The 13,433-nt window shown below is 72.5% G+C and carries 11 protein-coding genes and 1 rRNA gene; 9 read left to right on the forward strand and 3 right to left on the reverse strand.

Translation table 11 applies throughout. The features are described 5' to 3' along the window. The first annotated feature begins 84 nt into the window (after positions 1 to 84). Complete coding sequence (ilvD, locus tag ACFXGN_RS07005; RefSeq protein WP_384854433.1) at positions 85 to 1,938, forward strand: dihydroxy-acid dehydratase; 1,854 nt, start codon at positions 85 to 87, stop codon at positions 1,936 to 1,938. Positions 1,939 to 2,168: 230 nt separating this feature from the next. Here ilvD and ACFXGN_RS07010 read toward each other — a convergent pair whose 3' ends face one another. Next, entirely contained in the window at positions 2,169 to 4,370 is a 2,202-nt protein-coding gene (locus tag ACFXGN_RS07010) for a protein kinase (RefSeq protein WP_384854436.1), read from the reverse strand. Positions 4,371 to 4,527: 157 nt separating this feature from the next. On the opposite strand from ACFXGN_RS07010, the gene ACFXGN_RS07015 reads away from it, so the two are divergent. The 6 genes from ACFXGN_RS07015 (at position 4,528) to proC (ending at position 9,845) form a co-directional block, all read left to right on the forward strand. Next, positions 4,528 to 4,845 carry an SH3 domain-containing protein gene (locus ACFXGN_RS07015; RefSeq protein WP_384854439.1) on the forward strand — a complete coding sequence of 106 codons (318 nt, stop codon included), beginning with the start codon at positions 4,528 to 4,530 and terminating at the stop codon, positions 4,843 to 4,845. 35 nt (positions 4,846 to 4,880) lie between these two features. Next, a complete protein-coding gene (locus tag ACFXGN_RS07020) occupies positions 4,881 to 5,420 on the forward strand; it encodes a hypothetical protein (protein WP_384854442.1) in 540 nt (179 codons plus the stop codon). An 81-nt stretch (positions 5,421 to 5,501) separates the two neighbouring features. Further along, complete coding sequence (locus ACFXGN_RS07025; RefSeq protein ID WP_384854444.1) at positions 5,502 to 6,599, forward strand: NAD(P)/FAD-dependent oxidoreductase; 1,098 nt, start codon at positions 5,502 to 5,504, stop codon at positions 6,597 to 6,599. 910 nt (positions 6,600 to 7,509) lie between these two features. After that, complete coding sequence (locus ACFXGN_RS07030) at positions 7,510 to 8,217, forward strand: ABC transporter ATP-binding protein (protein WP_384854447.1); 708 nt, start codon at positions 7,510 to 7,512, stop codon at positions 8,215 to 8,217. Then, positions 8,214 to 8,951: an ABC transporter permease gene (locus tag ACFXGN_RS07035; protein ID WP_384854450.1), complete on the forward strand. Its 738-nt coding sequence runs from the start codon at positions 8,214 to 8,216 to the stop codon at positions 8,949 to 8,951. The genes ACFXGN_RS07030 and ACFXGN_RS07035 overlap by 4 nt, the downstream gene beginning before the upstream one ends. An 84-nt stretch (positions 8,952 to 9,035) precedes the next feature. After that, positions 9,036 to 9,845, forward strand: a complete 810-nt coding sequence (proC, locus tag ACFXGN_RS07040; protein ID WP_384854452.1) for a pyrroline-5-carboxylate reductase — start codon at positions 9,036 to 9,038, stop codon at positions 9,843 to 9,845. 129 nt (positions 9,846 to 9,974) lie between these two features. On the opposite strand, the gene ACFXGN_RS07045 is transcribed toward proC, so the two are convergent. After that, a complete protein-coding gene (locus ACFXGN_RS07045) occupies positions 9,975 to 10,574 on the reverse strand; it encodes a cysteine hydrolase family protein (RefSeq protein ID WP_384854454.1) in 600 nt (199 codons plus the stop codon). Positions 10,575 to 10,618: 44 nt separating this feature from the next. On the opposite strand from ACFXGN_RS07045, the gene ACFXGN_RS07050 reads away from it, so the two are divergent. Then, a complete protein-coding gene (locus ACFXGN_RS07050; protein WP_384854457.1) occupies positions 10,619 to 11,662 on the forward strand; it encodes a GlxA family transcriptional regulator in 1,044 nt (347 codons plus the stop codon). Here ACFXGN_RS07050 and trpS read toward each other — a convergent pair. Then, a complete protein-coding gene (gene trpS, locus ACFXGN_RS07055) occupies positions 11,629 to 12,627 on the reverse strand; it encodes a tryptophan--tRNA ligase (RefSeq protein WP_384854460.1) in 999 nt (332 codons plus the stop codon). The two genes, ACFXGN_RS07050 and trpS, sit on opposite strands and share 34 nt — an antisense overlap. Before the next feature lie 721 nt (positions 12,628 to 13,348). Between trpS and ACFXGN_RS07060 the strand changes: the two genes are divergently transcribed. After that, positions 13,349 to 13,433, forward strand: a 16S ribosomal RNA gene (locus ACFXGN_RS07060); the annotation flags it as partial.

Raw genomic sequence — 13,433 nt, forward strand, 5'->3', positions numbered from 1 at the left:
CCGGCATACGGACGGACTGTCCAGATCTTGGTCCACGGCGTAGGCTCGGCCGCAAGCACACCTGTCACTGAGGAGCGAGCGACGATGCCCGAGCTGAGGTCCCGCACTGTCACCCACGGGCGCAACATGGCGGGCGCACGCGCCCTGATGCGAGCCTCCGGTGTACCCGGCGCGGACATCGGCCGGAAGCCGATCATCGCGGTCGCCAACTCCTTCACGGAGTTCGTCCCGGGCCACACCCACCTCCAGCCCGTCGGCCGGATCGTCTCCGACGCGATCACCGCCGCCGGCGCCATCCCGCGCGAGTTCAACACGATCGCCGTCGACGACGGCATCGCGATGGGCCACGGCGGGATGCTGTACTCGCTGCCCTCCCGCGACCTGATCGCGGACAGCGTGGAGTACATGGTCGAGGCGCACTGCGCCGACGCCCTGATCTGCATCTCCAACTGCGACAAGATCACCCCGGGGATGCTGATGGCCGCCCTGCGCCTGAACATCCCGACGGTCTTCGTCTCCGGCGGCCCGATGGAGTCCGGCCGCGCGACCCTCGTCGACGGCTCGGTCCGCACCCTCGACCTCGTCGACGCGATCTCCGACGCCGTGAACCCGAAGATCTCGGACGAGGACATCCGCCGCATCGAGGAGAACGCCTGCCCGACCTGCGGCTCCTGTTCCGGCATGTTCACGGCCAACTCGATGAACTGCCTGACCGAGGCCATCGGCCTCTCCCTCCCCGGCAACGGCTCGGTCCTCGCCACCCACACCGCCCGCCGGGCGCTGTACGAGAACGCGGCGCGCACGGTCGTCGACATCACCCGCCGGTACTACGACGAGGACGACGACTCCGTCCTGCCGCGCTCGATCGCGACCCGTGCCGCCTTCGACAACGCGATGGCCCTCGACATCGCCATGGGCGGCTCGACCAACACGATCCTGCACCTGCTCGCCGCCGCCCAGGAGGCCGAGCTGGACTACGGTCTGGCGCACATGGACGAGGTCTCGCGCCGGGTCCCCTGCCTGGCCAAGGTCGCCCCGAACGTCGCCAAGGACCGCACGTACTACATGGAGGACGTGCACCGGGCGGGCGGCATCCCGGCCATCCTCGGCGAGCTGTACCGCGCGGGTCTCCTCAACGAGGACGTCCACACCGTCCACTCCCGCTCCGTCAAGGAGTGGCTGGGCGCCTGGGACGTGCGCGGCGGCTCCCCGACCGAGGAGTCCGTCGAGCTGTGGCACGCGGCCCCCGGCTGCGAGCGCTCGTCGACCGCCTTCTCGCAGTCCGAGCGCTGGGAGACCCTCGACGTGGACGCGGCGGGCGGCTGCATCCGCGACGCGGCCCACGCGTACTCGAAGGACGGCGGCCTCGCCGTCCTGCGCGGCAACCTCGCCGTCGACGGCTGTGTCGTGAAGACGGCGGGCGTCGACGAGTCGATCTGGACCTTCGAGGGCCCGGCCGTGGTCTGCGAGTCGCAGGACGAGGCCGTCGAGAAGATCCTCAACAAGCAGGTCAAGGACGGCGACGTGGTCGTCATCCGCTACGAGGGCCCCAAGGGCGGCCCCGGTATGCAGGAGATGCTCTACCCGACCTCGTTCCTCAAGGGCCGGGGCCTGGGCAAGACCTGCGCCCTGGTCACCGACGGACGCTTCTCCGGCGGCACCTCGGGCCTCTCCATCGGCCACGCCTCCCCGGAGGCCGCCTCGGGCGGCACCATCGCCCTGGTGGAGGACGGCGACCGCGTCCGCATCGACATCCCGAACCGCTCGATCGAGCTGCTCGTGGACGAGGAGACGCTGGCCGCCCGCCGGACGGCCCTGAACGGCGTGTACGAGCCGAAGAACCGGCAGCGCAAGGTGTCGGCGGCCCTGCGCGCGTACGCGGCGATGGCGACCAGCGCCGACAAGGGCGCGGTCCGCGACGTGACGAAGCTGGGCTGACCGGCCGGAACCGGCGGGCGGGGGCGGGAGGGGCGACGAGCCCGTTCCCGCCCCCGCCCGCTTCCGGCGGCCCCCGGGCCGCCGACGTACCACCGGATCACCGACTCAAGCCGCTCACCGGATCATCGGATCACCGGCTCAAGCCGCTCACCGGATCACCGGCTCAAGCCGCTCGCCAGCTCACCGACCCGACCGACCCAGATGCCTCACCGGGCCACCAGGTCACCTGGTCACCAGGTCGCCGGGTCCCGCGCGTCCACCGCGAAGACCGAGCCGTCCGGGGCCGAGCCGAACACCCGGTCGCCGACGATCAGCGGCGCGGGCACGAACACCGCGTACCCGAGGCGTCCGTCGAGGAGCCGGGGCCGGGTCTGGCCGATCATCGCCCCGCGCGCGGTGTCCACGGCGATCAGCCGCCCGTCCTGGACGGAGAAGTACAGCCGGTCGCCGGACCCGAGGACCGGCGTGGACACGTTCCCCGCCCCGGTCTCCAGCTCCCACAGCACCCCTCCGCCGCCCGCCGCCGTCTCGACGGCGGTCAGGCGCCCGTTCGCGTCGAGCACATGGACGACCGTGCCCCGTACGGCGAAGCCCCGGACCTCGATCCGGTAGGGCAGGGGGACCTTGCGGACCGCACCGCTCTCCGGGTCCAGCAGCAGAAGCCCGTCGAACAGGGAGCCCTGGTAGCGGGAACCGAGCAGCAACGACCCGTCGCCGGTGCGACCCAGCGCGTCGAGATAGCCGTCGAGGTCGTGCCGCCGCACCACCTTCCCGGTGCGCGGCTGGAACTCCCCGACCCGGGTGCGCGAACCGTCGTCCGCCACCTCGAAGACCGGCATCAGCCCGGACCCGGCGTCGTACGGCCCCGGCTGGGGCACCCCGAAGCCCTTCAGCGCGTGCCGCCAGAGCTCCTTCCCGGTCCGGCCGTCGACGGCCCGGATGCCTCCCGTGCCGTCGGTCAGGACGACCGCGTCACCGGCCGGCCAGTGCGCCTCGGGCAGGCCCGGCGCGTCCGCGCGCCAGCCGGGGACCCCGCCCCCGGTCGCGTACGCGCGGAGCGGACCGATCGCCGGGGCGGCGCCGACGAGACCGGGGGCGAGCAGGAACGGCGTGCTCGGCGGCTCCTCCTCGACGGGGGCGGTCCGCGACCAGACGACCCGGCCCGTCACGGGGTCCAGCCGGGAGATCCCGACGCCCCGGGCCGTGCAGTACAGCGCGCCACCGCTGTGCGCGCAGGCGGGCGCGGCGATCGCGCCCCGCTTCTGGAGCGTGGTGTGCCAGCCCGCGAAGGCGGTGGCGACCTCGGCCGAACGCTCGGGCTTCCCGGGTCCGCCCCGGGCGGTCGGGGTCAGGAGCGCGTACGCCCCGGCCCCCGCCACCGCGAGCGCGGCGACGACGGCGAGGGTCGGGCGCGGACGGAGCCGCCCGAGCCGCCCGAGCCGACGCGCCCGGCCGGACCGGGCGGGCGGCGGGGCGGGCGCGACGACCCGGACCGGGGTGTCGGCGTCCCACGCGTCACCGCCGTCCCGCCCACCGGGCAGGGCGTTCTGCCCCTCGGGCAGGGCGGGGCGCCGCCGCTGCGCCGGTATGAACGCCTCCGCCGCGTACGAGGGCGGCAGCAGCGCCGTCATGATCTCGGCGGGGGTGGGCCGGTCCTCCGGCTCCTTGGCGAGGCAGCGCGCGACGAGCGGCGCGAGGTCCCCGGGGACACCGGTCAGGTCCGGCTCGTCGTGGACCACCTGGTACGCCACGATGTACGGGCTGTCGGAGTCGAACGGACCGTGCCCGGTCGACGCGTGCACCAGGACCGAGCCCAGCGCGAAGACGTCGGCGGCGGGCCCGACCTCGCGCGGGCGCTGGAACTGCTCGGGCGCCATGAACGGCGGCGAGCCGATGAGCTTCCCGGTCTCGGTGTGCAGGTCGCTGTCGACGGGCCGGGAGATGCCGAAGTCGATGACCTTGGGGCCGGTGTCGGTGAGCAGGACGTTGCTGGGCTTGAGGTCACGGTGGACGACCCCGGCGCGGTGGATGTCCCGCAGCGCCTCGGCGAGCCCCGCGGTGAGCCTGCGCAGCTCGGCGGGGGACAGCGGACCGTTCCGCTTCACCTGGTCGGCGAGGGTCGGCCCGGGCACGTAGAGGGTGGCCATCCAGGGGAGTACGGCATCGGGGTCGGCGTCCACCACGGGCGCGGTGAAGGCCCCGCTGACCCGGCGGGCCGCCGCGACCTCCTGGCGGAAACGCGCCCTGAACTCGGGGTCCTCCGCATACCGTGCGTGTACGACCTTGACCGCGAGCCGCAGTCCCGAAGCCGAGGCGGCGAGGTGTACGACCCCCATGCCGCCCGCGCCCAGACATGTCTGGAGCCGGTAGTCGCCCGCGTACTCGGGGCCCTCCGCTTCCCGGTCGGCACCTGTTCCGCGCAACGGCGGCATCGCCCACCCCCGTGTGATTCCCCGTCACCTCGCGCGCACGTGCGCGGCTCTCGGAGCCTAGTCCATGACCCCCGGGATGTCGGTGGAGCTTGCTAGCCTGCGCGTCGCGGAGAGTGAAACTCAGCGGAGCGCTTTTACGCCATACGGGGGAGAACAGATGGGCACCGACGAGAACACCACAGTACGTACGGCCACGGTCGCGCAGGTCACGGCGACGGCCGCCGCCGCCACGCGCTACGCGCTCGCCCCGGGCTTCCGGGTGAACGTGCGCTCCGGCCCGAGCACCCAGCACCCGGTCGTCCGCCAGCTCGCCGCGGGTTCCACCGTGGCGATCTCCTGCCAGAAGAACGGCGAGTCGGTCACCGGACCGTACGGCACCAGCCGGATCTGGGACGCCATCGGCTCCGGCGAGTACGTCTCCGACTCCTACGTGCACACGGGCAGCAACGGCTTCGTCGCACCCCGCTGCGCCTGAGGCCCCTCGCCTCCGGCCCGGGGATAATCGACCTCGTGAGCGACGACGAGCAGACCCCCCGCACGGCGGGAGCCCCGGACGCGGGCGCGCCCGACGGCACCCCCGCCGGGCCGCGCCCCGAGGAGATCCGTTTCTTCGGTACGAGCTGGGTGGATCACACCGACCACTACGCGCTGCGCCGCGCCGGTCTGGCGGTGGGCTCGATCGCCGCCGCCGTCGCGGCCTGCTTCGTGCTGCGCTTCGCGTACGAGGGCCTGCAGATCGCGGACGTCGGCGGCATCGTCAACGTGCTGGTCGTCCTCATGTTCGCGGTCTGCAGCGCCGTCGCCTTCAGCCGGACCTGGGAAGGCTTCCTGCGCCGCCCCGCCGACCCGGCCCGCGAGGAGTCCCTGCGCAGCCTCAAGGCGATCGGCTTCATCGGCTCGCTCCTCGCCTACGGCGTCCGCTGTCTGATCGAGGCGCCCGGCGAGAAGCTCCGCCGCGCCGAGCACGAGACCGCCCGGGCCCAGTACGAGAAGCGCCGGGGCAACCGCACGGGCAACCCGGCGGCCCGCAAGAAGCCGAAGCGCAAGTAGCCGCGCCGCGCCCGTCCGCCCCCGCTCGCGGGCGCGGACGGGCGATGTCACGTCCGGGGGCACCCGCTCCGTCGTGTCGGCATGAAGACGACACCGCAGCCCCGCCCCGCCCACCGCGTCCTCGTCCTCGGCGCGGGATACGCCGGACTCATGACCGCCCTCCGGCTCGGCCCGCACGCCCGGGTGACGCTCGTCGATCCGGCCGACCGCTTCACCGAGCGCGTACGGCTGCACGAGCGCGCGGCGGGACGGCCCGACGTCACCCACCCCCTGGCCGCCTTCCTCCGCCGCACCGGCATCACCCATGTACCGGCCCGCGCCACCGCCCTCGACACGGCGGCCCGTCTGGTCACGACCGACGACGGCCGCACCCTCCCGTACGACCGGCTCGTCTACGCCCTCGGCAGCCGCACCGGCCTGCCCGCCACGACCATGGCGGACCCCCGCGCCTACACGGCGGAGACCGCCGACGCCCTCCACAAGCACCTGCGGGACCGGCCCGGCACGGTCGCCGTCGTCGGCGGCGGCCTCACCGGGATCGAGATGGCCGCCGAACTCGCCGAGACCTACCGCCCGCTCGGCACCTCGGTGCGCCTCCTCACCGGGGGCCGGGTCGGCGCCGGGCTCTCCCCGCGCGGCGCGGCCCATGTGCACAGGGCCCTCCAGGCCAGGGGCGCCCGCGTGACGGAGGGCCACAGGGTCGGATCGCCCGACGAGGTGGACGCGGACGTGGTGGTCTGGGCCGCCGCCTTCGTCCCGAACGCCGAACTCGGGGCCGCCGCCGGTCTCGTCCTCGCCCCCTCGGGCCGGATCGCCGTGGACACCTCGCTGCGCTCGGTCTCCCACCCGGAGGTGTACGTCCCCGGCGACGCGGGCGCCGCCGCCCACCCCGGCGGGGACGGCGAGCTGCGGATGGCCTGCGCCACCGCGCTGCCCACGGGGATGCACACGGCCCGCTCGATCGTCAGGGAACTGCGCGGCGAGGAGCCCGAACCGCTCGCCTTCGGATACCACTTCCAGTGCGTCAGCCTGGGGCGCCGGGACGGGCTCATCCAGTTCGTCCACCCGGACGACTCCCCCCGCGACCGCGTCCTCACGGGCCGCCCGGCGGCGGTGTTCAAGGAACTGGTGGTGCGCGGCGCGACCCGGTACATCCGCCACTCGGCGCACCGCCGCTGACGGCCACCCGCCGGGACGCTTGACGACGGGTACCCCCGGGAGGATTATTCATCACATGATGAATTCCCTGCCGGGGCCCTCCGCCGACAGGCCCCCACAACCCCCCACCACCCCCACCCCCGTCTCCGCCCTCTCTTCCGACCCGGGCTCCCCCTCCGACCCTGCCCCCGTCTCCGACCCCGGTTCTGTCCCCGGCCCCTGCCCCGGCCCTGGCCTCGGCCCCGTCTCCGCCCCAGGCCCCGGTCCTGCCCCTGGCCTCAGCCCCGGCTCCCTCTCCGACCCTGGCTTCAGCCCTGACTATGGCCCTGGTCCCGGCCCTGGCTCCGGCCCTGGCCCCGGTCCCGGCCCTGGCCCTGGCCCCGGCACCGGTCCTGGCTCCGGCCCTGACCTCGTTTCCATTTCCGGCTCCGACCCCGGCTTCAGCCCTGCCCCTGCCCCTGGCACCGGTCCCGGTCCAGGTCCTGACCTCGGTCCTGGCTCCGACCCTGGCCCTGGCATGGGTCCCGGCTCCGATCCCGACCCCGACCCAGGCCCTGCCGACCACACCGCTGGTCCCACCGCCTCCCCTGGTCTCACCAGTCCCACCCCTACCTCCAGCCGCCCTCCAGGCCCCGCCGGACCAGCCACCCCCAACCCCGTCGGCCTCACCCCAACCGCCATCCCAGCCCCACCCACCACGGCAACCCCCACCGCATCAGCAAGCCCGGGACCAGCCCACACTCCAGCCGGAGCCGGAGCCGGAGCCGGAGCCGGAGCCGGAGCCGGAGCCGGAGCCGGAGCCCAAACCCCAGCCCCACCCACCGCATCCCCCGCATCCCCCGCAAAGCCCCCGGCCCCCGCCGTCTCCGCGCACGGCCTCACCGTCGTCCGTGGTGGCCGCCCCGTCCTGCGCGGTCTCGACTTCACCGTCGTGGCAGGCCGCATCACCGGACTCCTCGGCCCCTCCGGCTGCGGCAAGACCACACTCATGCGTGCCGTCGTCGGCACCCAGGCCAAGGTCGACGGCACTCTCCAGGTCCTCGGCCGCCCCGCAGGGGACCCCACCCTCCGCTCCCGCATCGGCTACGTCACCCAGGCCCCCTCCGTCTACGACGACCTCACCGTCCGCCAGAACCTCGACTACTTCGCGGCCGTCCTGCTCCCCGGCCGCTCCCACCGCCACGAACGCCGCGCCGCCGTCGACCGGGCCGTCGAAGACGTCGACCTCGTCTCCCACGCCGACGCCCTCGCGGGCCGGCTCTCCGGCGGCCAGCGCAGCCGCGTCTCGCTCGCCGTCGCGCTCCTCGGCACCCCGGACCTCCTCGTGCTGGACGAACCCACCGTCGGCCTCGACCCCGTCCTCCGCCGCGACCTCTGGGACCTCTTCCACCGGATCGCCGCCGACCGGGGCACCACGCTCCTCGTCTCCTCCCACGTCATGGACGAGGCCGAACGCTGCCACCGCCTCCTCCTCATGCGCGAGGGCGAGGTCCTCGCCGACGACACCCCCGAGAACCTCCGCCGCCGCAACGACACCACCACCGTCGAGGAAGCCTTCCTGCACCTGGTCGACGCGGCCGCCACCCGCGCCAACGCGGCCCCCACGACCCGGCCCGCCCGTGAGGAGAACCGGCCATGACCCCCGCCCGCACCCTCGCCACCGCCGCCCGAGTGCTGCGTCAACTGCGCCACGACCCCCGCTCGATCGCCCTGATGCTCCTGGTGCCCTGCGTGATGCTCGTCCTGCTCCGGTACGTCTTCGACGGCAGCCCCGGCACCTTCGACAGCCTCGGCGCCTCGCTCCTCGGCATCTTCCCGCTCATCACGATGTTCCTGGTCACCTCCATCACCACCCTCCGCGAACGCACCTCCGGCACCCTCGAACGCCTCCTCGCCCTCCCTCTCGGCAAGGCCGACCTCATCGGTGGATACGCCCTGGCCTTCGGCCTCGTCGCCGTCGTCCAGTCCCTCCTGGCCACCGGTCTGGCCCTCTGGGTCCTCGGCCTCGACGTCATCGGCTCCCCCTGGCTCCTCCTCCTGGTCGCCCTCCTCGACGCCCTCCTCGGCACCGCCCTCGGCCTCTTCGTCTCCGCCTTCGCCGCCTCCGAGTTCCAGGCCGTCCAGTTCATGCCGGCCGTGATCTTTCCCCAGCTCCTGCTCTGCGGCCTGTTCACCCCGCGCGACCGCATGGCCCCCGCACTCGAAGCGATCTCGGACGTCCTGCCCATGTCGTACGCCGTCGACGGCATGAACGAGGTCCTCCGCCACCCCGAGGTCACCGGCGCCTTCGTCCGCGACGCACTGGTCGTCGCGGGCTGCGCCCTCCTGGTCCTCGGCCTCGGCGCGGCCACCCTCCGCCGCCGCACCGCGTGACCGTCCCTCGGACACCCGCACACCACCCCGCCCACCGGTGCGAGGATGACGGCACGTACCCCCTCCGGCGAGGTGAGCAGAGCCATGACCAAGACCGTCGCAGTCCTCGGCACCGGCAAGATCGGTGAAGCGCTCCTCAGCGGCATGATCCGCGCCGGCTGGCGCCCGGCGAACCTCCTGGTCACCGCCCGCCGCGCCGAACGCGCCGAGGAACTCCACACCCGCTACGGGGTGGAGACCGTCACCAACGCCGAGGCCGCCAAGCGCGCCGACACCCTCATCCTGGCCGTCAAGCCCCAGGACATGGGCCGCCTTCTCGACGAACTCGCCCCCCACGTCACCGCCGACCGACTGGTCATCAGCGCCGCCGCGGGCATCCCCACCTCGTTCATCGAAGACCGTCTCACCACCGGCACCCCCGTCGTCCGTGTCATGCCCAACACCCCCGTCCTCGTCGACGAGGGCATGTCCGTCATCTCCGCGGGCAGCCACGCCACCCCCGCCCACCTCGCCCACACCGAGGAGATCTTCGGCGGGGTCGGCAAGACCCTCCGCGTCCCCGAGTCCCAGCAGGACGCGGCCACCGCCCTCTCCGGCTCCGGCCCCGCGTACTTCTACTTCCTCGTCGAGGCCATGACCGACGCGGGCATCCTCCTCGGTCTGCCCCGCGCCCAGGCCCACGACCTCATCGTCCAGGCAGCCATCGGCGCCGCCGTGATGCTCCGCGACAGCGGCGAGCACCCCGTCAAGCTCCGCGAGGCCGTCACCTCCCCTGCGGGCACCACCATCAGCGCCATCCGCGAACTGGAGAACCACGGCGTACGGGCCGCCCTCATCGCCGCCCTGGAAGCCGCCCGCGACCGCAGCCGCGAACTCGCCTCCGGCAACAGCTGAACCACCCCCGAGCAACCACGGCACCGCCCCGAGCAGCCACGGCCGGACCAGAACGGTCACCCACCGCCACCCCGAACCGCCCCGGCCGTACGCGCACAGCCGCCACAGCCGCAGCACACGGGCCGACCGCTACCGCGCCGCCGCGCCCTTCAGCACCTCCTCCGTGCTCACGACCCGGGCGAACCGCCCACCGTGCAGCGACACCGCCGTCGCCCGGGTCAACTCCTCCGCCGTCTGCGACCACCCGAACGGCCCCTCCAGGTCGAAGGTGTGCATCGCGTCCAGCACGAACAACACGTCGTACCCGAGGTTCCCGCCCATCCGGGCCGTCGTCTCGTTGCACATGTTGGTCTGGATGCCGACGATCACGATCTGCGCGATGCCCTGCCCCCTGAGCCACTCGTCGAGCGACGGCTCGCCGTAGAACGCCGAGTTCACGCTCTTCGTCACCAGCAGCTCAGGCCCGTCCCCCTTCCCGCGCCGCTCCTCCACGAAGTCCTTGAACGCGTTCCCCGCGTACCCCGTCCGCAGCGGCGACCCCGCCCCCAGCGAGTCATGCCGTACGAAGACGACCGGCCGCCCCGTCTCCTGCCACAGATCGATCAGCGCCGCGATGTTCCCCTCGGCCGCGGGGTTGTTCCGCCTCCCCCAGTACTCCTCGTCGAAGCCCTTCTGCACGTCGACGACGACAAGGGCCGCGTTCTCCACGATGTTCTCCGCGCTCTCCATGCCCCGATCCTTCCCCCGCGCCCCTCCGTCCCCCAGAGGGGCGAATGACAGCGATCGATGATTTACTGCCATGCGTGCCGCCCACCCCCACACCCGGTCTCCAACGCGTCGCCCTCCTCTCCTTCCCCGGCATCCGCGCCTTCGACGTCTCCGTCGTCACCGAGGTCTGGGGCAGCGACCGCACCCACCGCGGCGTCCCTCCCTTCGAACTCCGCAGGACCGCCGCCGACCCCGACACCCCCGTCCCCCTGCGCGGCGGTCTCACCCTCACCCCCGACCGCTCCCTCGACTGGCTCGACGACCTCACCCCCACCGACCTCGTCCTGGTCCCCGGCGTCGAGGACCCCGACGCCGACGTCCCACCCCCGGTCCTCGACGCACTCCGCCGCGCCCACACCCGTGGAACGCCTGTCGCCTCGCTCTGCGCCGGCGCCTTCGTCCTCGCCCGCGCCGGACTTCTCGACGGCCGCCGCGCCGTCACCCACTGGCAGCTCGCCGGAACCCTCGCCGACCGCCACCCGAAGGTCCAGGTAGAACCCGACGCCCTCTTCGTCGAGGACACCGGCATCTGGACCTCGGCGGGCACCGCCGCCGGAATCGACCTCTGCCTCCACCTGGTCCGCACCGCCCACGGAGCCGAAGCCGCCGCCGCCATCGCCCGCTCGATGGTCACCGCCCCCTTCCGCACGGGCACCCAAGCCCAGTTCATCGAGCACCCCACCCCCCGCGCCGACCGTGACGCCGACGCCCTCGCCACCGTCCGCGCCCACGCCCTCGCCCACCTCGACGAGCCGCACACGATCGCGACCCTCGCCGCCCGCGCGGGCATGTCCCCACGCTCCTTCGCCCGCCACTTCCAGGCCACCACCGGCACCACCCCCCTGCACTGGCTCATCACCCAGCGCGTCGCCGCCGCACAGAAACTCCTGGAACTCACCGACCACCCCCTCCCCGAGGTGGCCCGCCGCGCGGGCTTCGGCAGCGAGGTCACGATGCGCCAGCACTTCGCCTCGCACCTCGCCACCAGCCCGCGCGACTACCGCAACGCCTTCCGTCACCCGGCGGGCAACAGCCCGATCGCCCCATAGGCCCGGTCCACCAGAGGCCGTGCCACCACCCGGGCCCGCTCGGCCCCGTCCCGTAGCACCTGATCGACGAAGCCGGGGTCCGCCGCCAACGCGGTATGCCGCTCCCGCAAGGGCCTCAGCAGTTCGACGACCGCATCCGCCGTGTCCTTCTTCAACGCTCCGTACGAGGCGTATGCCCCAGCCAGAACCGAGGGATTCCCCCCGGTCGCCGCTGCCATCAGATCGAGTAGATTTGCGATTCCCGGCTTGACGTCCCGGTCGTACTCCACGACCTGCCCGTTGTCGGTGACGGCCCGCATGATCTTCCGCCGCACGGTCTCCGCGTCGTCCAGCAGATAGACGATCCCCGCCCCGTCCACGTGCGACTTCCCCATCTTCGACGTCGGGTCCCGCAGGTCCATGACCCGCGCCGCCACCTCGGGCCGGACCGCACGGGGCACCGTGAAGGTGTGCCCGTACCGCTGGTTGAACCGCACCGCCAGATCCCGGGTCAGCTCCACGTGCTGCGTCTGGTCCTCCCCCACAGGCACCTCGTCCGCCCCATGGGCCAGGATGTCCGCTGCCATCAGCACCGGATAGGTCAGCAACGACAGCCGAACCCCCTGCCCCGCCTCCCGCGCCAGGACGCTCTTCTCCTTGTACTGGATCATCCGCCGCAGTTCACCGTCGGTGGCCACGCACTCCAGCAGGTACGACAGCCGCGCGTGCTCATCCACGTGACTCTGTACGAAGAGGGTGCACAGCTCCGGATCGAGCCCCGCCGCCAGGAGCAGCGTCGCCGCCTGCCGACTGAGCCGCCGCACCCGCGCCGGATCGTGTTCCACGGTCAGCGCGTGCAGATCGACGACGCTGAACAGCGCCTCGGCCCGGTGCTGGTCGACCTCGACCCACCGGCGTACGGCTCCGAGGTAGTTGCCCAGCGTCAGATGCCCCGTGGGCTTGATCCCGCTGAAGATCCTTGTCATCGCGTTCGTTCTCCCTCTTCTCCGGGCCGTCGATCCGACGGCCCGGCTCCCGGAGGGGGATACGCGAACGGCCGCCGAAGCGGCGGCCGCGTGGTTCATGCGCGAGTGCGGGCCGCCGTCAGGCGGCCCACCACTGGGTGGTGTGCGCACGCGTAGTCATACGGAGAGCCTACGCCGCAGGACCCGGGTTGACACGGGATTCCCGCATCCGTAGTGTTCTCCGAGTTGTCCGACGTGAGCACCGACTCCGGTCGGCCCCGGACAGCCACTCCGCAAGATCCTCAGAAGCTGATGGTGCTTTGTCGTGCCGTTCTGCTTTCCGTGCGTTTTTGCGAAATGAGGAATCCGCGTTCGAAGTTCGGACGCAGCCGCCCGATTAGCGTCGGAGGCAGGGAATCCGCTAAAGTCTCACTCGTCGGAACGGCCCAACAGCCGGAAAGACAAATCCCGCTGACTGGGAATCAGGCGCCGAAAGGATCTGATAGAGTCGGAAACGAAGGAAGCGCCCGGAGGGCCTGGAGACAGGAACGAAGGAAGCGTCCGCACCTTGAGAACTCAACAGCGTGCCAAAAATCAACGCCAGATTAGTTGATACCCCGTCCATCTTCGGATGGTCGAGGTTCCTTTGAAGTAAAACACAGCGAGGACGCTGTGGACGGTCGGCCACATTCCGGCATGACCGTCCCGCTCAACGCGAGTGTCACCCGATCGCGGGTAAACATTCACGGAGAGTTTGATCCTGGCTCAGGACGAACGCTGGCGGCGTGCTTAACACATGCAAGTCGAACGATGAAGCCTTTCGGGGT

This window comes from Streptomyces sp. NPDC059247 (assembly GCF_042754005.1).
GTDB lineage: Bacteria > Actinomycetota > Actinomycetes > Streptomycetales > Streptomycetaceae > Streptomyces.